Source organism: Paenibacillus sp. FSL H7-0756, assembly GCF_038006765.1.
Classification (GTDB): Bacteria; Bacillota; Bacilli; order Paenibacillales; family Paenibacillaceae; genus Paenibacillus_AQ.
The window spans coordinates 3,764,874-3,785,983 of record NZ_JBBOVT010000001.1 but is presented as its reverse complement, the minus strand read 5'-3'; the positions used below and the strand labels follow the sequence as shown (position 1 = coordinate 3,785,983).

At 51.1% G+C, this 21,110-nt stretch carries 22 protein-coding genes and 1 pseudogene; 8 read left to right on the top strand and 15 right to left on the bottom strand.

From position 1 onward, the window contains the following. Both NST04_RS16595 and NST04_RS16590 read right to left on the bottom strand, forming a co-directional pair. Nucleotides 1-4,206, bottom strand: a 4,206-nt coding sequence (locus NST04_RS16595) for an HYR domain-containing protein (RefSeq protein WP_341185144.1), incomplete at its 3' end; no start/stop codon positions are given. 121 nt (nucleotides 4,207-4,327) lie between these two features. After that, entirely contained in the window at nucleotides 4,328-4,732 is a 405-nt protein-coding gene (locus NST04_RS16590; protein ID WP_341185143.1) for a hypothetical protein, read from the bottom strand. 258 nt (nucleotides 4,733-4,990) lie between these two features. On the opposite strand from NST04_RS16590, the gene NST04_RS16585 reads away from it, so the two are divergent. The 4 genes from NST04_RS16585 to cysC all read left to right on the top strand — a co-directional run bounded on the left by NST04_RS16585 (nucleotide 4,991) and on the right by cysC (nucleotide 6,976). Further along, complete coding sequence (locus NST04_RS16585) at nucleotides 4,991-5,350, top strand: RNA polymerase sigma factor (protein ID WP_341022931.1); 360 nt, start codon at nucleotides 4,991-4,993, stop codon at nucleotides 5,348-5,350. Further along, nucleotides 5,290-5,508 (top strand): helix-turn-helix domain-containing protein, encoded by a 219-nt coding sequence (locus NST04_RS16580; RefSeq protein ID WP_341185142.1) that lies wholly within the window; start codon nucleotides 5,290-5,292, stop codon nucleotides 5,506-5,508. The genes NST04_RS16585 and NST04_RS16580 overlap by 61 nt, the downstream gene beginning before the upstream one ends. Before the next feature lie 141 nt (nucleotides 5,509-5,649). Beyond that, on the top strand, nucleotides 5,650-6,414 hold the full coding sequence (locus NST04_RS16575; protein WP_341185141.1) for a hypothetical protein: 765 nt from the start codon (nucleotides 5,650-5,652) through the stop codon (nucleotides 6,412-6,414). Then, entirely contained in the window at nucleotides 6,392-6,976 is a 585-nt protein-coding gene (cysC, locus tag NST04_RS16570; protein WP_341185140.1) for an adenylyl-sulfate kinase, read from the top strand. Before NST04_RS16575 ends, cysC begins: the two co-directional genes overlap by 23 nt. A gap of 71 nt (nucleotides 6,977-7,047) precedes the next feature. Here the strand turns inward: cysC and NST04_RS16565 are convergent, their stop codons facing one another. Both NST04_RS16565 and NST04_RS16560 read right to left on the bottom strand, forming a co-directional pair. Further along, a complete protein-coding gene (locus NST04_RS16565; protein ID WP_341185139.1) occupies nucleotides 7,048-7,407 on the bottom strand; it encodes a hypothetical protein in 360 nt (119 codons plus the stop codon). Between the two features lie 215 nt (nucleotides 7,408-7,622). Continuing rightward, the gene (locus tag NST04_RS16560; RefSeq protein ID WP_341185138.1) at nucleotides 7,623-8,537 is read right to left on the bottom strand and encodes a hypothetical protein; all 915 of its coding nucleotides are present in this window, start codon (nucleotides 8,535-8,537) and stop codon (nucleotides 7,623-7,625) included. A gap of 137 nt (nucleotides 8,538-8,674) precedes the next feature. Between NST04_RS16560 and NST04_RS16555 the strand changes: the two genes are divergently transcribed. Beyond that, complete coding sequence (locus NST04_RS16555; protein ID WP_341185137.1) at nucleotides 8,675-9,205, top strand: GNAT family N-acetyltransferase; 531 nt, start codon at nucleotides 8,675-8,677, stop codon at nucleotides 9,203-9,205. On the opposite strand, the gene NST04_RS16550 is transcribed toward NST04_RS16555, so the two are convergent. Further along, nucleotides 9,206-10,795 (bottom strand): PucR family transcriptional regulator, encoded by a 1,590-nt coding sequence (locus NST04_RS16550; RefSeq protein ID WP_341185136.1) that lies wholly within the window; start codon nucleotides 10,793-10,795, stop codon nucleotides 9,206-9,208. Nucleotides 10,796-10,927: 132 nt separating this feature from the next. On the opposite strand from NST04_RS16550, the gene NST04_RS16545 reads away from it, so the two are divergent. Both NST04_RS16545 and NST04_RS16540 read left to right on the top strand, forming a co-directional pair. After that, nucleotides 10,928-11,713, top strand: coding sequence for an acetoacetate decarboxylase family protein (locus NST04_RS16545; protein WP_341185135.1), 786 nt, complete (start codon nucleotides 10,928-10,930; stop codon nucleotides 11,711-11,713). 13 nt (nucleotides 11,714-11,726) lie between these two features. Then, nucleotides 11,727-12,491, top strand: a complete 765-nt coding sequence (locus tag NST04_RS16540) for an SDR family NAD(P)-dependent oxidoreductase (RefSeq protein ID WP_341185134.1) — start codon at nucleotides 11,727-11,729, stop codon at nucleotides 12,489-12,491. A gap of 466 nt (nucleotides 12,492-12,957) precedes the next feature. On the opposite strand, the gene NST04_RS16535 is transcribed toward NST04_RS16540, so the two are convergent. The 6 genes and pseudogenes from NST04_RS16535 to NST04_RS16510 form a co-directional block, all read right to left on the bottom strand. Then, nucleotides 12,958-13,338, bottom strand: a complete 381-nt coding sequence (locus NST04_RS16535; protein WP_341185133.1) for a hypothetical protein — start codon at nucleotides 13,336-13,338, stop codon at nucleotides 12,958-12,960. A gap of 64 nt (nucleotides 13,339-13,402) precedes the next feature. After that, on the bottom strand, nucleotides 13,403-14,017 hold the full coding sequence (locus NST04_RS16530; protein WP_341185132.1) for a class I SAM-dependent methyltransferase: 615 nt from the start codon (nucleotides 14,015-14,017) through the stop codon (nucleotides 13,403-13,405). Between the two features lie 21 nt (nucleotides 14,018-14,038). Beyond that, nucleotides 14,039-14,650, bottom strand: coding sequence for a pyridoxamine 5'-phosphate oxidase family protein (locus NST04_RS16525; protein ID WP_445667899.1), 612 nt, complete (start codon nucleotides 14,648-14,650; stop codon nucleotides 14,039-14,041). A 64-nt stretch (nucleotides 14,651-14,714) separates the two neighbouring features. After that, complete coding sequence (locus tag NST04_RS16520) at nucleotides 14,715-15,107, bottom strand: VOC family protein (RefSeq protein WP_341185130.1); 393 nt, start codon at nucleotides 15,105-15,107, stop codon at nucleotides 14,715-14,717. A gap of 37 nt (nucleotides 15,108-15,144) precedes the next feature. After that, nucleotides 15,145-15,609: a hypothetical protein gene (locus tag NST04_RS16515; RefSeq protein ID WP_341185129.1), complete on the bottom strand. Its 465-nt coding sequence runs from the start codon at nucleotides 15,607-15,609 to the stop codon at nucleotides 15,145-15,147. Nucleotides 15,610-15,751: 142 nt separating this feature from the next. Further along, nucleotides 15,752-16,303 (bottom strand): annotated as a pseudogene (locus NST04_RS16510) (Rpn family recombination-promoting nuclease/putative transposase); the annotation flags it as partial. A gap of 76 nt (nucleotides 16,304-16,379) precedes the next feature. Between NST04_RS16510 and NST04_RS16505 the strand changes: the two are divergent. After that, complete coding sequence (locus tag NST04_RS16505) at nucleotides 16,380-16,751, top strand: iron chaperone (RefSeq protein WP_341185128.1); 372 nt, start codon at nucleotides 16,380-16,382, stop codon at nucleotides 16,749-16,751. A gap of 68 nt (nucleotides 16,752-16,819) precedes the next feature. Here NST04_RS16505 and NST04_RS16500 read toward each other — a convergent pair whose 3' ends face one another. From NST04_RS16500 to NST04_RS16485, 4 genes are all read right to left on the bottom strand, one after another. Then, the gene (locus NST04_RS16500) at nucleotides 16,820-17,197 is read right to left on the bottom strand and encodes a YcxB family protein (RefSeq protein WP_341185127.1); all 378 of its coding nucleotides are present in this window, start codon (nucleotides 17,195-17,197) and stop codon (nucleotides 16,820-16,822) included. A gap of 152 nt (nucleotides 17,198-17,349) precedes the next feature. Beyond that, complete coding sequence (locus NST04_RS16495; protein WP_341185126.1) at nucleotides 17,350-18,273, bottom strand: DUF7638 domain-containing protein; 924 nt, start codon at nucleotides 18,271-18,273, stop codon at nucleotides 17,350-17,352. Between the two features lie 18 nt (nucleotides 18,274-18,291). Further along, nucleotides 18,292-19,470, bottom strand: coding sequence for a PTS transporter subunit EIIC (locus tag NST04_RS16490; protein WP_341185264.1), 1,179 nt, complete (start codon nucleotides 19,468-19,470; stop codon nucleotides 18,292-18,294). Between the two features lie 63 nt (nucleotides 19,471-19,533). Next, complete coding sequence (locus NST04_RS16485; RefSeq protein ID WP_036733209.1) at nucleotides 19,534-21,090, bottom strand: ABC-F family ATP-binding cassette domain-containing protein; 1,557 nt, start codon at nucleotides 21,088-21,090, stop codon at nucleotides 19,534-19,536. Nucleotides 21,091-21,110 lie beyond the last annotated feature (20 nt).

Genomic DNA, 21,110 nt, shown 5'->3' with positions numbered 1-21,110 from the left:
CCCGTTCGCATCCGTTGCCGTCCACACTACTTCTGTTACGCCCAGCGGATACGCTTCAGGGGCATTATTCTTCACCGTCACCTTGAAAATATCCGTGGCTGTTGCCACGCCGATCTCCACCGGAGTCTCAACCGCAGCCGCTTCTACAGCTATATCTTCCGGTACTGCAAGCACAGGCTTCGTCGTGTCCACGACCTTAATCTTCTGTACCTTTGTAGTCACATTCCCGTTCGCATCCGTTGCCGTCCACAAAACTTCTGTTACGCCCAGCGGATACGCTTCCGGGGCATTATTCTTCACCGTCACCTTGAAAATATCCGTAGCCGTGGCCTCGCCGATCTCCACCGGAGTCTCTACCGCCGCCGCTTCTACAGTAATATCTTCCGGTACAGTAAGCACAGGCTTCGTGGTATCCAAGATAGTAACCTTTTGCTTACGTGTGGATACGTTGCCGTTCACATCCTTCGCTGTCCAGGTGACTTCAGTCACGCCCAGGGGATAGGAAGCCGGAGCGTTGCTGCTCACCGCAGCAATTCCGAAGATATCGGTGACCGCAGGCACCGGCAACTTAATCTGCATCGTCTGCCCGGTAGCTTCTGCAATGTAGTCCGGAATGTCAGCGATTACCGGGGCCGTTGTGTCTTTTACCGTAATCGTCTGCGTGCCGGTGCTGAAGTTGCCGTTCGCATCTGTCGCCTTCCAGGTAACAATGGTCTTGCCGAGCGGGTAGCTGGCCGGAGCATTGCTGACCACCGTGACCGGGAACAGATCCGTAGCCGTAGCCTTGCCGATTTGCACCGGAGTATTTACTGCGGTAGCCTCCACACTGATATCCTGCGGAACCGTCAGGATCGGCAAGGTGGTATCCACTACAGTAACCTTTTGTTTGCCGGTAGTTACCAGACCGTTGGCATCCTTCGCTGTCCAGATGACCTCGGTAACGCCCACGGCATAATTCTCGGGAGCATTGCTCGTTACAGTAACCGGAAAAATATCCGTAGCCGTGGCCTCACCAATCACAACCGGAGTTCTGATAGCTGTAGCCTCTGCCTTGACGTCTGCCGGGATAGACAGCTTAGGCGCAGTAGTATCTTCAACCTTCACCTTCTGCTTCGCGATTGCCACATTGCCGCTTGGATCACTGGCCATCCAGGTAACCAGTGTGGTACCAACCGGGAAATCAACCGGAGCATCGTTAATGATCTCAGTCTCGAACAGATCGAAGACCACCGGCTCACCCAGAGCGACCTTGGATCTGACCTCCGTAGCCTCTACCGTTAGATCCTCCGGTGCTGTAATGACCGGTTTGGTCGTATCTACGATCTTGACCTCTTGCGTACCTTTAGTTGCATTGCCATGCTCGTCCGTAATCGTCCATGTTACTTTGGTAGTTCCGAGCGGGAATTCCGCCGGAGCATCATTCTTGACTGTCACAGCAAAAATTTCTGTAACCACCGGCTGGCCGATGTCTACCTTCGTTTGTGCTCCAGTGGCTTCTGCCGTTATACCGCCTGGCAGTGTAACCAGCGGCTTCGTCGTATCTACGATCTTCACGGTCTGCGTTGTCTTGGTGGTATTGCCATTCTCATCTGTAGCCGTCCAGGTAACGGCTGTTGTCCCGAAGATGAAGCGTTCCGGGGCGTTATTGGTTACAGTAACACTGAAAATATCCTTGGCAGACGCTTCCCCCAGCTCCACTGGAGTCTTAATGCCGGTTGCCTCGGTGGAGATGTCTCCAGGCACAGTTAACTGTGGAGCCGTTGTATCTGTAACTGTAATCTTCTGCACTTTCTCGGTGACGTTGCCATGCTCATCTGTGGCGGTCCAGGTAACCATGGTTACACCCACCGGATAATCCGCAGGGGCATTCTTGGTTAACAGCACATCGAACAGATCGCTGGCTTCGGCTTGCCCAATATTCACCTTCGTCCGTCTAGCCGTAGCTTCTACGGTAATATCCTTCGGTATGGTCAGTACAGGCTTGGTGGTATCGGTAATGCGGATCAGCTGATCTGCTGTAGAGATATTTCCATTCTCATCCTTAGCCGTCCAGCTTACCTTGGTTACGCCCACCGGATAATCCTCAGGCGCATTATTCGTAATATTTACCTTGAAAATATCTGTGGCGGCGGCCTTCCCCGGATCTGCCACAGTTCTTCGGCCTACAGCTTCTTTGGTAATATCGGCTGGAACCGTCAGTAACGGCTTAGTTCTGTCTACTACAGTGACCTTCTGGGTTGCTGTAGTCACATTGCTGTTGGCATCGGTCGCCGTCCAGGTGACGGTAGTCGGACCAATGGGGAATTCCTTCGGCGCGTCATTCACCACAATAACCGGGAAAATATCCGTAGCAGACGCTCCAGTGACCACAAGCGGCGTTTTAACCGCTGTAGCTTCCACAACCATATCTCCCTGCACGGTTAGTACCGGCTTTGTCGTATCTTTTACAGTAATTCTCTGCACCTGTGAGGAGGTCAGTCCTACCGGGTCCACCGCTGTCCATTTTACGGTAGTTGTCCCGATCGGATAGTCCGCAGGGGCATCATTTGTCAGGAGAACATCCGGGACCGAGATATCCTGAACGGAGGCTTGTCCAATATCGGCAGGGGTACGAACCGCCTTCGCTTCCATCGTAATATTCGCCGGAACAGTAATAACCGGGACCGTCTTATCAATCTTCACTTCGGTCTTCTGTACAGCGGTCACATTGCCTGCATGGTCAACGGCCCAGAACTCAAGAGGGATAATTCCCTCCACCGGGACGTCAAAAGCAGCCGTGCTGCCTGCCACACTCTGTTCTTCGCCATCCGCTCCAAGTCTATAATGGATCTCCTTCACTCCGGAATGGGCATCTGAAGCGGTAAGAGAGACCGTAACATCTGAGCTGTTCCAGCCCTTCTCATTCGCTTCAGGACTGAGAATACTGGCGATCAGCGGACCGCTCTTGTCAATTTGCACTACTACCGTCCGGGGAGCTTCTGCATTCCCGGTTCTGTCCGCAGCCCAGTAGCTGACGGTAGTCGCTCCTTCCTGTTCCAGCTCCAGCGCCGCGCTGGAGCCGGATGTTCTCACTGCTGCATTCTCACCCAGCTTATAATACACAGCGTCCACACCAGAATATGGATCTTCAGCGGTAAAATGCAGCGCAACCTTCCCCCGGCTCCAGCTGCCGGATTCAGCGCCTGTTACAGCTGCTTCTGTAACCGGAGCGCTTTTATCAATACGGATGGGACCGAAGGTTGCGATGGAATAATGGTTCTTATCCTCATCACTGGTAGCCGCACTGTCAACAGCCTTGCCCGTTGCCGTCTGACCTGCTCCTTCAGCGGTGAATTTCTGATCCGGGGTCAGTGATTTGATCGCTGACAACGTATCCTCTGCCGTATAATGTACAGTCACGGATTGACTGGTCCAGGTCCCGGCAATGTAAGGCGCACCGTTATCCGTCACCGCCGTGGCCTTAATGGAAGGCGGGGTTGTGTCGATCAGGTTAGAGCCTACGGCACCGACCTCTACCTTGAAGGTAACCGGCTGAAAACCGGGAACGGTAGCTTTTACCTCCATGGTCTTAATGACCCCGGTTCCCTTCGAATAGACCTGATAGCCTTCACCGATATAACCTGTATAGTTGTTAGCCGCAGATGCATATCCGTTTGCATCCGACACCACTGTAATTCCAGTACTGTTAAGCCCGCGCATGACCGCAGTGATTGTACTGTCCTCCGAGACGGTGAAGGTGACGGGAATACCCGGCAGCGGATTACCCGCCAGATCCTTGACCGCTACCACCTGTGGAAGCATGAAGCCGCGCCCCCCTGGAACCACACCCGAGGCCTGCGACAACCGGATCTGCTGCAGCAGCGGCGATACCGGGCTCATCGCCCCCTCGACATTACTGAGCGCCATCAGACTCATCTGATAGGCTCCATGATTTAGGATGACTCCCAAGGTAGGATCTAGCTCATACACCGATTGATACACGGAGCGATAGACCGAATCCTTAACTGTTGCCCCCCGTTGAAGCTGCGGCTCCGGTACTGGCGGCTCTGCCTCATACACTGCTGCAGAGGCAGTGTCCGCTTCAGGCCCCTGAACAATGTTGCGGGCTATTATTCCTGACCCGAACACAGCGCCTGGCGCCAGCATCAGAATTAGAAGCGAGAGACACAGCCATCTGCTGATTATGCCCAACCGTCCTTGCTGCACATGCTTGCATTTCCTTTTTGAATGTTTCATCATACATCCCCTAACTTTTTAGTAATGAGCACAGTGATCATGGTGAAGCCTGGACCTCCTTTACTAATCAAAGGGAAACCTGGACGGGTTTTTACAACTGTTTATTCCGGTTCACACAAACTTCGATTTTCGTTTCGAGCCAGGCTTCGAGGTCGCCGATCACAAGACTCAGCTCCTGTCGGGCGGACTCCCCCAGGATCGCTATCGCCTTCTCTTTGGCCAGCAGAAAAGATTTCTTCATCGCTTCCGTGTCGAAATCACCTTGTTGCTTGAGCGTCTCCACGAACGTCTGATTGACGGCAATCACGGCGGATTCAACAGCATCCCCCGCCCGCTGAAGCAGGCTGTTCAATGCCTCACTCTCGATTCTCTGCTCAAGCCCGGCAATTTCCCGCTTAATATAAGCAATTACAGACCTCGCCAGCAGCCCCAGCAATGGAATAATCAGCACGGTCATCAGGGTGCTCATCATCTGAGGTGTTACATAGTCACTCATCGTCATCGCCTCCTAAATGGATAATTCGACAATCTATTATTCTTTATTCTCGTAATACTAGGTAACCGGGAATTAATTTTTACAACTTTCGCTAGAAATATAGTAATCATGTAAATTTTTGTTTTTGTCAGTTGTGGAATCTATGGAATATTTTACTTGTTATATGAGAGGACTAGCGATGGGTTAGGCCCGGCCTGGGGGAACAGGCTCCGCTCCTTTCGGGAAAGAAGGCATAACTGAACATGGGGAGGGAAATTCATGGTTACCTGTGATGACGAATTAGTTGAAACCTGCAGGAAATTATTAAAACGCTCAGCATGGAGAATTCAGTACAAGACTCGCATTCAACTGATACGTGAAAGTAATCCGCTCTACGATAATGAAATCTACGACAACAGCTTTGAAAGTATGGTCGTATCTGAGTTGTTCGTCGATGAGCTTCTGGATATGCTGCCTTGGGAGAAATGCAGATATATCATCAAAAAAACAGTCATAGAAGGAATGCCCGAACAAGAAGTAGCAGCCGAGCTGCAAATGACTCAACAGGGGGTTAGCAAATGGAAACGCAAGGGACTGGAAGTCCTGAAGGAAAATCTTACCCATTCATCGAGACCGTAAAAAAGGCGCAAAACGGCGATAAGGCTTCTATGGAGGATATCCTTAGCCTGTTCTCAGTGGACATCGAATATTTATCCCGGTTTATTATGCTGCCGCGGGAAGAAGCGATTCAGACCTTAAAGATTGAACTCATAAATATAGTTTATCAGCACTTGTAAATTCAGCAGGAGCACCGCTTGGACATACATATTTTTCCTAACTTTTTATATACAATGTCTAATCAGCAATAGTCGGGCTTTCATATGATAAACAGAGGAGTATGACTAGCAGCTATTTAAGAGAGAGGAATGCAGGAGAGTATGAATACATTCGATCCTACGAGTGAATATCCTATAGTATTTTTGAACTCGGTCCCCAAGAGCGGTACCCATCTGATGAAGCAGATTTTAGAAGGCATTCCGGGAATGACGCAGAACCCTCATGAATTCTATGAAGGCTACCCGGAAGACTCCAGCCTCCACTACCAACGGCTCCAGCTCGTCCACAGCGGACATTTCACAGCAGGGCATGTGTACTATTCCCCCCGGTGGTCAGGCATGCTTCGGGAGCTGAAGATTAAGCCGTTATTTCTAAACCGTGACCTAAGAGATATTGTAGTCTCGTATACGTATTTCATAACAGACAAATATCCTAATCATCCGCTGCGACCCTATCTGCTCTCTCTACCGGACCGGAATCAGCAATTTCTGGCTTTAATCCAGGGAATACCAGAGCTTCAATACCCTAGTATCGCCGCGTGGTATGGGCAGTTCGCCGGATGGAGCGGAGAAGCGGACTGTTTACAGATCGCCTTTGAACATTTGGTAGACAGCCACAGCTCACGCCGCCGGACGATGGAGCAATTGATTCATTATCTATGGGCTGACAAGCCGCTGCCATTGCCGATGGATACGATCCTGGACGCTATGGAGCAGAACATTAACCCTAAGGCCTCCTATACCTTCCGCACCGGCACAACCGGGAACTGGCGGACCGAGTTCAATGAAGAGGTGAAGACTTGCTTCAAAGAGGTGGCAGGCCATCTGCTCTTCCCGATGGGCTATGAGACAGATTACAACTGGTAACCTAATCGTTCGACATGGAAGGTGGGGCTGCACATTGCATACCGGAGTAACACTATGGTTCACCGGCCTGTCCGGCTCTGGAAAAACCACGCTCTGCCGCTGCCTGAATCAGAGATTGCAGCAAATGAACGTGAGGACAGAACTGCTCGACGGTGATGTCTTGAGGAATCAGCTGTTCCGGGGGTTAGGCTTCTCCAAAGAAGACCGGTCGCTGAATGTAAGGACCGCAGCCTATATGGCGCAGCTCCTGACCCGCAACGATATCATCGTCCTGGCCTCCTTCATCTCCCCTTACCGGGACATGAGGGCCCAAATCCGGCAGAGCATCCAGCCTTTCGTGGAAATCTACGTCAAATGCTCCTTCGGGGAATGTGCAAGACGGGATGTCAAAGGCTTATACCGCAAAGCGCTTTCCGGCGAGATTCCGCATTTTACCGGCCTGACTGCCCCCTATGAGGCACCGCTCCAGCCCGAGCTTATTGTGGATACCGAGCAGCATAGCGAGGATCAATCCACAGAGCTGATTCTCGCCTACTTGAAGAAGCATCGTTATATCTATTAATTCCATCCGTTGTTACATGAAGAAGCCCCTATCCTGGGTGAAGGATAGGGGCTTCTTCATGTACAGCTGGCTTACACCTTGAACAGAATAACAATCTCAGTAAGCAGAATCAGCCCAGCCGCTGACACGCCCAGTGAATTAATAATAGTCAGCGCATCCGGGTAGTTCTCCTTACGGAACTGGGAGCAGAGTGACACTGTCCATAACACGCTGAAAAAAAGTCCGGTGCTTCCACAGCCCCTCTCGCTCAGAGCCCGCCTTCTGCGCCGAAAGAATCTGCCAAGCCCGGCAAAGGTAAGCAGCATATAAATGATAAGCTCAGCGGATGAAATCACAATCACCTCACCTGCAGACAAGAGATGCATCAATGCATACTGAAGGCTAAAACCCATAAAGACTAGCATGTTAAAGGAAACCTTCGGGACACTCAAGCCGTCTTCCTCCTTTTACATCTAAATGTACACCGTTAATAGATAACGCTTACATTATAAGCTTAATTGCTCACATGTTCTGTGACATATGACGCTTTTGGCCTATTGGATACGATCCCAAGCAGGTCCTCCCGACTATACGGGAATGCCAAAAAACCGGACTGCTCTAACGAACAGTCCGGCTACTCTAATACAATTATAATGGCTCCTTAAATTTACAAGGCTTTCAGATAATCAATAACAGCCTGTGTGCGCTTATCGCCATTGTCCATTACAAGCAGCAGGAAATCATCCAGCTGAGTCAGCAGCTTGCTGCCCTCAATTCTCTCCGGGCCAGCCTCCGACAGTGTATTCTCATAAGCGATGGCTGCCTTTTCAAGAATGACCTGTGTCTTCTTGTCGAACAGCGGGGTCTTGGGTGTGCCATTAAACACAATCTGCTTGGTACGTTTCAGCACTTCTGTCATCGCCGCAGCACGGTTAGAGGTCTTATACGTCTGCACAAAAGCCTCATATTGCACGGCCCGCTCAATGACCTGGTACCAGTCCACCATCAATCTTTCGCCAGCTACCATCGGCTGTTCCGACTCTGTCGCCATCAGGTCAATATAGACCTGAAGATCCTTACTGACATAAGGTTTGAAGACTTTGAAACTCTTATAAGGAATGGCAGGCGCGAATCCTCCATCCTCTACCAGCTTGTAGCCCATGCCCTCCAGATCCTGGAGAACTATTCGGACCTCAGCCTGTCTCACCTTGGAGCGTGCCAGCGCCATAGACATGCCAGTCGTATATATATTTTTGATATTCAGTTGAACGACAGGCGCATTCATACGTTTGCTTGCCACAGGCAGGTAAGCTTTCAGTGCATTCTCCAGATGCAGCACTGCCAGATTCGCCTCTTTCTGCGTCATCTGGCCGATCCGGTTAACCAGCGTAGCCTGGGCCAGGCCAAGGGAAGACGGCTTTTGCAATCTCTGTTCGAATAAAGTAAACGCTGCTGTAGGCTTCACCGCCGCCGCCTCAATCTTCTGCGGGAAAGCGCCAAGAACGGTAATCCCGGTACTTGTCAATAACAGTGTGGAGGCAAGCGCGGCTGCCAGGCTTTTTGTCCATCTGGTTGGCCTCATAGGTACACCCCTTTCAATAAGTTGACGTAGTGCTTATTTTACCATACATTAACAGCCGGTTCATGATCATAGACAGCCCGATTATAGGATCGCATAATGATAATATGAAATATTGCCCATGAATAGGAGAATCATCAATGAATCTATCCGAACCCATTAACACGACACGTCTCCACTTCCGCCTACTGAATCAGTCTGACATCGACGCAGTCTACCGGCAATTCTCGGACCCGGATATGTGCAGATACTTCAGTGAGCCGCCCTGCGATTACAACGAAGCTATGGAGATCATTGAGCATTACGCCCAGCCTGAGGGCAAAGACCATCACCGCTATGGAATGTTTGACCGGGAGACCCATGCCTTGATTGGCACCTGCGGCTATCATTATTGGGACGCAGAGCGGAAGCAGGTGGAGATCGGTTATGACATCTGGAAGGACTATTGGGGACAAGGCTATATGTCGGAGGCCCTGCCCGTACTTCTCGACACGTGCTTCATACAGCTTGATGTGGACTCTATCTATATCCTGACTCATCCGCAAAACGCTGCTTCGATGGCCACGGTGCGTAAGTTCGGGTTTGAGGAGTGTGAGCCTTGCAGAGAAGTGGACGAAGAGCCGCAGGTGTGTATGAAGCTGATGCGGGAGAACGCTGCGGCTGCCAAATAATCAGTAGCAACAAGAGCTCCCTCTCCCACCGAGCTTTTCCAGATAATCCGTCATTTGATAGGACATATACAGCCTCAGGACATGATCGATCTGGCTTAAATCAAGCTGAATCAGTTCGTCGATCTGGCGTAAGCGGTACCGCAGGGTGTTGCGGTGGACGAATAGTTCGTCGGCAGTCTTTTGGAGCTGCTGATTGTTCTTTAAATAAGAGTAAAGGGTATGGTACAGGTCCGCATGATGCTTCTCATCGAATTCACGCAGAACTGTGAGCGCCGGATGGCTGACATCCCGGGAATCATGCTGCGCATGCGGGGATAACAGGTCATACAGCTGCACATCAGCGTATAGCACACACGGCTCCGCCGGCCAGACGATCCGCCCGATCTCCAGCGCTTTGAGCGCCTGCAGATAATATTTGCGGCAGTCCGTGAGACCGGTGAATTGCCGGCTGATCCCCAGACGGATCTGATGGCTGACGAGAAATTCCCGCAAGCTTGGATCAACCTCTCTTGACTTGGACGATACAGACTCACCTTCACTCACCCCCACCATATACTCATGGTAAAAGATCAGCCGCTCCTCCCCGAAATGCAGGTGCAGCTGATCCCTTAAATAACCGGTGTGTTTATCGGATACGGAAACATCATACCCCGCAAGATCCAGCACCAGAACGGACAATCTGCCCTCGGGCAGATGCATACCGCTCCGCAGACTCTCCTGAATAAGTAGCGGTCCGTTCTCTTCATTCTCCAGTAATCCATAGATTAGCTCTTCATATTCCGCCTGGCTGGAGTTCCGGTAAAAGCTATTCTTCGCCAGCTCCGCAGCCACCAGCCCGGCCGTAAAACCCGCCAGCTCATGATCCCTCCGCTCAATCGGGCGTGTGTCGCCCAGCACAATTACATTCCCGACAGGTTTGCTGCCGATCCTAATCTTGGCGACCAGCTTGGTCACCTGGCTTCCGCTGCATTCCACTTCGTAAGCCTCCAGCGACTCTATGCCGGTCTGCACGCTCTTCAGTTGATGGACGGCAGCAATGAAATCATAGGAGCAATAGCCTTTGTGCAGATTATCGCTCCAGGTGGGATCGGTAACCCCGCTGCAATCCGAAGCAGCCAGAACCTTATAGCTTACATCGATGATAATCACCGGATTGCCCATCAGCTCTGCAGCCGCACAGACGATTACATCCAATCCTTTGCCGGCGACACAAGCCTCAAGCATTCTGCCCTTAGCCTGCTCCCGTTCAGCTTCTTCCAGGAACAGCTCCCGGATCTGATTATAGAGCTCGAATACATCTTCCTCCGCCCCGAATTCCATACGGTTCTGTCCGCTATACATCAGCTGATGCTGGCCCGAAGCTGGCTCCACAATGTCGTTAATTAGCATCAGGCTGGCTTGCTCCAACCCTTCTGCGTAGCCCGGCAATCCGGACTGGTAGCCCACATAGATATATTCAGGTGAAAAATGCGTCAGACTCTTCGTAATCAGCATCGTATCTGCATAGGCTGTCGTTAATGCTTTGTTCCACTGGATATGTACGGCATGCTTACTAAAATGTCTGCTAATCTGTTCAAAGGTAACACTCATTGCTCTCACCCCCTGCTTATTATAGTGCGCCGCGCACAATATTCCCATTTATTTTTATATTTTCCATATATATAATCACTGGAATAGTCATGTTACATTATTCGTGACCCTATAACACAGGAGGAGATTCAGATGAGCAGCTTCGTAAAAGATGTGAATGAAATTACCAAAAGAATCAATACACCTACGACCTTCTATAATGCCGAGACCCTAACCGTCTACTGGGAGACTTCGCCCGAAGTGATCCGCAGCATTCTGCCCGCCCCGCTTACGCCGGGACCAAGGCCGCTTGTGCACGCGTTTGTAGCTAACTATCCCCGCACCAGCTTCTGCGAGCCTTACCGGGAAGCCGCGGTCTTCGTCCTGGCAGCCTACAACGGACAACCGGGCACCTACTGCCTGTCCATGCCAATCAGCGATGATATCGCGATGGGCCTGGGGCGTGAGATTTACGGCTTCCCCAAGAAGATGGCCGACATCAGTCTCCAGAAGGAGGATCAGCATGTGGCAGGCAGCGTCTCCCGGCGGGGCACTGAATTCTTCCACGTAGAGGCTGCGCTTAGCGGTAAAATGAATGCCGCAGACGGACAGCGCATCATCTCCGGGCATTACGGCGAGGGTCTGCCTGTCTTCAACATGAAGTATTCCAAATCTCCGGATGGCCGCGGCTTCGATCTTGGACCGCTGCTGATCCGGCAGACTGCCTCTATGGATGTCAGCGTGCGCACAGCGGCAGAAGTAGAGATTCACCTGCATGACTCTCCACATGACCCCTGGGCCGAGCTGGAAGTCGTCCGTATGCTGGGCGGCATCTACACGGTCAGCAATACCGTTCTTGAACGCGGTGAGGTCCTGACTGCTGTAGACCCTGTGCAGTTCCTTCCTTACTCCAACTTACGTTGGGACTGGTGGAATTGATGGAGGTGTGCCAGTGAGAAATCCATTTGATTTGAGCGGAAAAGTAGCGGTGGTGACCGGAGCAGCCGGGGGGATAGGCACAGAATTGGCCCAAGCTCTGGCCGGACAAGGGGCGGATGTTGCCCTGCTGGATGTAAGAGCGGACGGGCTGGAACCGGCGCGGCAACAGATTGAAGCCCAGGGCCGCCGGGTGCTTCCGCTTCAATGCGATGTAACCTGCGAAGCAGAGATTGAACCGGCGGTAGCAAGCATTCTGGAGCATTTCGGAAGGCTGGATATCCTGGTGAATAATGCCGGAGTCGCCTCCGCAGGCTCTGTCGAGGAACTGGACGAAGCGGAATGGGACCGGGTGATGGGTACCAATGTAAAAAGTATTTTCCTCATGTCCAAAGCGGTGATCCCGGCCATGAAAGAACGCCAGCAAGGCCGCATTATCAACCTTGCTTCCATCTGTGGTGTAAAGGGCAGCAAGCTGGCCGCTCTGCATGCCTATAATGCCTCCAAAGGCGCAGTCGTGAATCTGACCCGCGGCATGGGCGCGACCCTTGCTCCTTACGGAATCACGGTGAATGCAGTCGGACCCAGCCTGTTCCCCAGCGGAATGACCCGCGCGCTCTATCAGGACCACTTCCTGGAGCAGTATAATACGCTATGCCCCATGGGACGTCCCGGCAACCCCGATGAATTGAACGGCGCTGTCCTCTACTTCGCCTCGGATGGTTCCAGCTACACGACAGGCCAGACGCTATATGTGGACGGGGGCTGGACAGCCGTCTGATTCTAGCCTAAAGAGCTGTCTTCCTAGCCTGGAATGGCTGGAGGACAGCTCTAGTACAGCATCAGATTTAAACTAGTGGAGCAGACGCAATCCCCCTTCAAATTACATCTTTTTTCCAAGCGGCCATTGTTCTTCAGGGGCGTTTGGTTTAACGTAACGGACTAAGGTGCACTTACTTGGGAAGAAAGTCGCCTATTGGGCGAGTAACGGACTCCACAGGCCTTATCCTTTGCACGTTAGCTCCGAAAGGTCTCATTGAGAGACTGTAAGGTCGCCTGAGTCCGTTACGCTGCAAAAAGTGGCGTTTTCGCGGGCATAAGATCTCTCCGGTCCGTTAGATTTTGGGTGGATAGGGTTTAACAAGCTTATCCATCCTTTCTAATCTGATGCTCTGCTAGTAACACTGGTAACTAAGCACAACGTAAAACAACGCACCCTTTACAAAGTAGGGGCGTTGTTTTCTCATCTAGTCCTCAAGGTTCGCAATTCCAGCATTCAAACTATATATAATATAAAAATGATTCCATTGCTGCGTAGTGACTATTTCTTCCCTACCGTCTTTCTTAAAAAAATAACCCGATCCCTCCTGTTGGGTATATTCCCACCCTTCTCGTTCCATGCGTGACTTCAACCGTTCCTGTGGATCACCCTCTTCTTTCGTGAGGTAGCGCTCTCGGTCAGGCATATCGCTATCTATCCTAATAACAGATTTACCGGTTGATTCTAAACGATACATGTGTTTCACATTATTATATCCAACATTATTGACGTATAATGCTCCTAACACGACTAAAAGAACCATAGCCCCAATAAAGCTAAATAAAATGATCTTCCATTTCTTCTTCATCCGTTCTCCGTCCACGTTCTCATACAACTCCGTCAAATAGTACGTGACCTCCTTTCCCTTCAGATCATAGTTGTTGTTCCTCAGGTCCCGCCCAGATTAAATGCACCATATTCAGCGAATAGCTCTCCACTCTAGTGATTTGCATCCCCGACTTCCGGACCAGGCCGAGAATATCCCGGGTCTGATGGCAGCCATATATACGATAGAGCAGCGGATTCAGCGCCCGTTGCAGCGTAGTGACCAAGAGGTTAGAACCAATTCCATGCTCCAGGAGCAGGATGGTGCCGTCCGGCTTACACCAGCGGTTAAGCTTCTCCAGCAGGTTCAGCGGGTTCTTATAGCTGCATAAGGACAGCGTGGACACAATCGTATCGAACGAATGCGCAGCAAAGCTCATGTCTTCGATATCTGCACATATACAATCCGCGTCCAGCCGGTACTGTCCGGCGGCCCGTCTGGCCTTCTCAACCATGGCTCCGCTGAAATCCGCAGCCGTGATCTTGACGCCTTGAGGATAGAACGGGAAGTTCGCACCGGCTCCTACGGCAAGCTCCAGCACCTCACCCTTCGCAGAACCGATTAGCTTCTGGCGCCAGCGCCGCTGCTTCGGATCTTCTCTTTTGCGGTCATAGTCCGTGGCCTGCCTGTCAAAAATCCGTATCAGCCGCTCTGTATCCATCCCCGCTATTCACTCCCCTTCTTAATACAGCCGCTTCTCGTAGCTCTCCTCTATACCGCGCCGCACCACTTCCTCTGTGAACTCCGCTGTATTCACATGTGCTGCGATGATGGCCGGAGCAGACGGTAGTAAGGCTTCAGCAGGCCAAGTGCCGGGGTCCCAGACCTGCGATCTTTTGAAGGCCTTGGCACAGTGCATATAGCATTCCTCCACCTTCACTCCAATTCCCAGCGCAGGCCGCTTGCCTCTGGCACGCATCCGGTCCAGGATAGGCTCATCCTTAATGATATAGGCTTGCCCGTTAACCCGCAGGGTCTCTTCAAGTCCCGGGATAATAAAAATCAGACCAATCTGCGGATTAGCCAGGATATTCAGCAAAGAGTCCAATCTGCGGTTCCCCGGCCGCTCCGGAATGACCAGATGTCCTTCATCCAGCACCAGCACCGAACCAGGCGCATCCCCGCGCGGAGAGACATCGCAAGACCCATGTTCATCTGCTGTGGACAAGAATAACAGAGGGGACATCGCTATATAATCTCGGCAGTGATGATCCAGCTGATGGATCGATTTGCGCTTCACCACTTCACTCGGATAGCCCAGAAGCTCTCTTAGCTCATTTTCCGATGTCAGCATGTCATGAAAAGGTTTATTCATCCCGCATCCCCGATTCTTATTATTTATGGTGACTGTACTCCGCCTAACGCCAGACCTTCATCCGTTCATCCAGAGTGGAAGTATGCAGCTCCAGCTGAATCCCATCCGGGTCCAGGAAATTCACCGACCAGCCGGTTCCCCGCTGAACAGGTCCTCTGACGATCTCAACGTGATGCGTGTTTAAAATAGCTACAGCTTCCTTGAAATCATCCTCTGCAATATAAAAAGCTACGTGATCCATCCCGGCGAATCCGCCTAAAGGCTCCTTGGTAACCGTTCGTTCAAGCAGACAGACCCAAGCGCTGCCCCATTCCAAATAGGCATCTATTCGGCCATGATGTCTAACGTTCATCCCCAGAATACCATGATAAAACTCTAATGAAGCCTGAAGATCCCTTACCAGAAGTGTGATGTGACTGAATCCGGTGACTCTCATATGAGCAGCTCCTCCTATCTTGTATTACCTCGGTTAACTACAACCATCTAACAAATTTCTTATGTACTACTTCGATCTGGTGCCGCTCTGCCCATTCCGTTAGCGCCCGTATCCCCTGATCTTCCTGCTCGGGAAAACGAAAACAATATTTATAACTAACCAGCAGATAGGCTCTGGGCTTTACTGCGATCACGGGCATGAAGTAGCCTTTGATGAAAATACGCTTGATAGCAGAGGCTTCGATCTCTATATTCTTGATCTGCAGGGCTTCCGGCCTTATCTCTATGTTGAACGCCCGGTTGAAGGTCAGTAAGCGATAGATCATAATTCCTATATTAACAATAGCGATCCCGATGACGAGATAGACCAAAAAATGCTCCAGTGGAGTAGTTCGGTCAAACCGAAGGATATACCATATCCAATATACCATCAGAACAATCACGCTTATAGTTACCGGCAATTCAGCAGTACGCTTGCCTTTGAACCCGGTCCTCTCCTCCATCCCATAACCCCCTTCTAATTATCTTGAATTACAACAAGCTTCTTCTATCATACAGGGAAATGCTGGAATGAGGAAGGGAATGGTCGAGGGGCTGCTGGAATAATAAAAGGGAGCATCCGCTCATTGGACATTCCCAAAATTTCTATTTTTGCAAATCATTGATTTCCTGTTTCGTTAATCCTGTGGCTTTTACAATTGTTGCTATATCAATATCCATGTCAAGCATATTTTTAGCCACTTTTTTAATTCCAGCCAACTCTGCACTACCAAGCATGGAGGCTTCATCGTGTAAATATTTCTGTCTGGCTTCATACAATCGTCTGGCCTCTGAATCCTGACTTAGATATTGCAGAGTGTCCATCGCTTTTTCCAAACCCGGCTCATTCATCTTCAGCACCTCCCATTGTGATGTATCAGTACCCCTTAGAAATAACAGCCAATTAATTAATCCACCTTCCGAGGAAACGCCATGTTCATCCAGCTTCAGCAATTCCAAGAAATGAAATTCAATATCATCATTCAAGGATAATCCCGTTCGATCCTCCCGCAGATGAAATACATTATGATACTGATCGTTTTTCAAAAACGAATAGTTCAATATATTGATTGTCACGCATTTCTTCAACTCATTATACTTCTCGCCCTCATTGAGTTGACTGGCATAACGCTTACTCCAATAAATAAATTTATTCTTTAAAATTTTTGACTATCCTGCAGCTACAAGATATTATGGATGGCATAAGCGCGGCTACTGATCTGGAGGGATAACCATGGATGTGTTTGCAGAGTATCTGGCGAAGATCGATAATCCGGTTCACAGGGGAACGGTGGAGGAAGTGCTCGCCTGGGTATTGCAGGAGTTCCCGCAGCTCGAACCGAGAATTGCCTGGAACCAGCCGATGTTCACCGATCACGGAACGTACATTATCGGCTTCAGTGTTGCCAAAGGGCATATGGCTGTCGCCCCGGAAAAAGCAGGCATGGATCATTTCGAAGAGGTCCTGAAGCAAGGCGGAGTAGATCACACCAAGCTGCTGATCCGTATGAAATGGACGAATCCGGTGGATTACGGCCTGCTGAAACAGTTGATCGAGTACAATATTGCCGACAAGGCGGATTGCACAAGCTTTTGGCGGGTATAGCTGCGGCTAAGTACCTGCTCCCCAGGTACAGAAAAGGACATGCCATATAGCATGTCCTTCTTTTTTTGTCACCAAATCACGCCACTGCTAATCTTGCGGTGATCTGACACATACGCTCTGAATTTATGCTCCTGTGCGGCATCCTCGAACGATTGCTTCGCAACGAACCAATACTCCTGCGGCCCATGGAACAGCAGATAATAGCTCTGGTTCTCCCATACCCGGGTGAAGGAGTCCCATGTCATTACGGATGCGTCCTTTTCCGGACTGAAATTGATTCCCTCTGCATCGAAAAGATATTCAAATTCCTTATTGTACCTTGTATCTGCCGACAATATCTTCGGTAAAAGCAAGGTTCGCATCACGATTGACATTCCCATGGTCAGAACCAGCGTAATCGATATGCCGAGCAGAATGACCGATTGGTTCTGAGTATACAAAATCATGCACACCACTATAAATACCGCTTGAACTCCAATGGACAATATAGATTTCCACGAGTGGAAATATAATGCCCGCGCCACCTTGGAAATATGCCGTCCATAATGAAAGCTGATTGTTTCCATCCTGCCACCTCTATCTCTTTACTTTAATCCGTTCACACTTCCCGTGTCTCTTCAGGATGATACAGAATCCGCTGGTAATCCCAATCCTTCGTATCCATATCGCCCAGATACATCCGTTCATGCTCCGGCACCAGCTCATATTTGATTCTAAGCTGCTCCCGGTAGTATTCACTCGGATTCTCCAGATAAGCATAATAGGCAGCCCGGCACGCTTCATGCGCCGTTTGTTCGCCATTAAGCTGCTTGTGGAGGTTATGCAGCTCTTTCAGCTTCTCCTGTGCATCGGCCGAATACAGCGAAGCGCCAAGCGTCACCTCACCCAATTGCAGAATTCGCACCGGAGTAGGGGCATCAATGGCCGTGAAGAGCGTCCCATCCGCAAAAAGCCCGTCCAGCTCTTCCAGCCGATACTCGGCCTCCGCAGGCAGATTATATAAGACTACCCGGCCATCCTTATACACGACAGCAGCGGCTAAGTAATTCTGACCGCCGTACTTCATGAACAGGTGAATGCTTTTGCCCTCAACAGTCTGGTAAAAGATTTCGCTGGATACATAGAACTCTGTAGCTGTCGGAGAATGGGCAATGCGGCGCGCTTCATTCCGCTCCTGCTCCCGGACCGAAATCTCATAGATATTCGTAAGCTCAGGGTTCAGACAGGCCACCGTATCCTTCACATGCTGATAATAACTCGCTTCATTATAAGTCCACTTCGCTGACTCTACGGTGTACGCCCCCAGACCGTGAATGGACAGCTGCTCCCCGGCGGGGACAGCCGGCGTTAGCCAGCCCGATTGTATTTTGCCGGATAAACCCTTAAGATCTGTAAGCTCCCAGCAGTTGACCATGCCGTCTTCGTACACATCTACATTAATATAGAAGTAACTTCCTCCGTTATGGATGATTCCGGGAATGGATGTCCCTTCAACGGTCTTCGTTCTTCTAATGGCTCTCATGCGAAATCCCCTCCTATGCTATGACTTGGCAGGTTCCCCCACCACCGGCTCCGGTCCCAGCTTCACCGCCAGCGTAGCAATGAGCGCAATCAGGAACCCGGTAGCACATGCGATCAGGAATCCTCCGAACCCGTCTCCCAGATAAGCAGGCAGCGTAGCCAGCCCCGGAAAAGCGAACGAAATCGCAGACGAGCCGAACATCCCGACCATCCCGCCGCCAATCGAGCCTGCACAGCAGACAATAATCATCGGCTTACGCAGCGGCAGATTAACCCCGAACATGGCAGGCTCCGTTACACCGAACAAGGCCGATATGGATGCCGACAGGCTTAGGGTACGGAACTGCTTGTCTTTGGCTTTGATAAATACCGCCAGCGCGGCTCCCGCCTGGGCGAAGGCAGCAGGACCCATCAGAGCCAGAATCGTATCTGAACCGCCCGTACTGATGTTGTTGATCGCCAGCGGCACCAGACTCCAGTGCAGTCCGAAGATCACCATCGGCTGAATGACCGCCCCCAGCACCATTCCGGCGCCGACTGAACTGAAATTGTACACTGTACGGTACCCGTCTGCCAGGGCATCTCCGGCCAGCGCCCCCATTGGTCCGAATACCAGCAGCGTCACCGACGAGACGACGACCACAGAGATCAGCGGAGTGAAGAAGCTGCGGATGACCTCCGGTAATATTTTGACACAGAACCGCTCGACATAGACCAGCAGGCCTACCGCCAGAATGATGGGAATAGCGCTTGCAGGATAATTCACCGGCCTGATGCTCATGCCCATAAACTCAATGATTTCGTTGTTCGCAAATAATGTAGTCAGACTGGGATATAGCATAACCCCGCCTATAACGACCGCAGTAAAAGGATTGGCCCCGAATTTACGGGCTGCCGTAAACGCCAGCAGCAGCGGAAGGTAATGGAACAAGCTGTCCGCCATCGCATTCAGCACCGTGTAGGTGCCCTCCGTCTTGCTGACGAGCTCCAGTGCAACCGCACCTGCAAGCAGCCCCTTCATGATGCCTGCCGCGCTCAATATATTAACTATGGGAAGAAAAATACCTGATATACCGTCAATAATGATATTGACCAGACTGCGTTTGGATGGCTTCACGACTGTCTCCTCATTCACTACGTTCATATGATCCCCCTGCATTCTTACTCCACTGTAATACGAATGACCCGTATGAGTCACTTTTTGCAAAGTGTCCCTCCTACGGGTCAAGCTCAACACCGGCGTTATTGCCGGTTCGGTTCTCTAGAAGACTTTAGTCGTCCATGATTCGCAGTTCCAGGTATCGGTCACGATATCACGGTAGAATTCAGGCTCATGGGAGATCAGCAGAATGCTGCCTTTATAGGCTTTGAGCGCGCGCTGCAATTCTTCCTTCGCATCGACATCGAGATGGTTGGTAGGCTCATCAAGTACCAGCAGATTGCTCTCCCGGTTAATCAGCTTGCACAGACGTACCTTGGCCTTCTCGCCGCCGCTCAGCACAGCAATTTTACTCTCAATATGCTTGGTGGTCAGGCCGCATTTCGCCAGCGCTGCACGAATCTCGAATTGGGAGTAGGACGGGAATTCGTTCCAGATCTCCTCGATACAGGTGTTGTAATTCGATTCCTTCATTTCCTGTTCGAAATACCCGATCTCCAGCAGATCGCCAAGGCGGGCTGTGCCTGAGATAGGCTGAATCTGGCCAAGAATGCTGCGCAGCAGCGTGGTTTTACCGATACCGTTCGCACCGACGAGGGCGATCTTCTGCCCCCGCTCCATGCTGAGGTCCAGCGGACGGGATAATGGGGAATCATACCCGATGACCAGATCCTTGGTCTCAAAAACCATTTTGCCGGAGGTCCGCCCCTGCTTGAAGTTGAACTGCGGCTTCGGCTTCTCCTTGGCAATCTCGATGACCTCCATCTTATCCAGCTTCTTCTGCCGGGACATGGCCATATTGCGGGTAGCTACACTGGCCTTGTTGCGGGCCACGAAATCCTTCAGATCGGCAATCTCCTGCTGCTGGCGCTTGAACGCGGATTCCAGCTGCGACTTCTTCGCTTCATACACCTGCTGGAAATACTCATAGTCGCCCACATAACGCGACAACGACTGGTTCTCCATATGGTAGATCAGGTTGATCACGCTATTCAGGAACGGAATGTCATGGGAGATCAGGATGAAGGCATTCTCATAATCCAGCAGGTAGCGCTTCAGCCAGTTGATATGCTGTTCATCCAGATAGTTCGTAGGCTCATCGAGCAACAGAATGTCCGGCTTCTCCAGCAGCAGCTTCGCCAGCAGCACCTTGGTCCGCTGACCGCCGCTGAGGTCGTTGACATCCTTGTCCAGACCGATATCGGTCAGACCGAGGCCGCGTGCGGTTTCATCGATTTTGGCATCGATCATATAGAAGTCCTGACTGGTCAGCATGTCCTGAATTGTTCCGACATCCTCCAGCAGCTGCTCCAGCTCCTCAGGGGTCACATCCCCCATCTTGCCGTACATGTCGTTCATCTCTTGTTCCATATCGAACAGATATTGGAAGGCCCCGCGCAGCACATCCCGGATGGATTGCCCCTGCTGAAGCACCGCATGCTGATCCAGATAACCGGCGCGCATCCGCTTCGCCCATTCCACCTTGCCTTCGTCCGGCTGCAGCTTACCGGTAATGATGTTCATGAAGGTCGATTTCCCCTCACCGTTGGCGCCGATCAGACCGATATGCTCGCCCTTCAGCAGACGGAAGGAGACATCCGTGAAGATGGCCCGGTCGCCGAAGCCGTGACTAAGCTTTTCTACATTTAATATGCTCATGAAGTTACACCTTTTCCTTT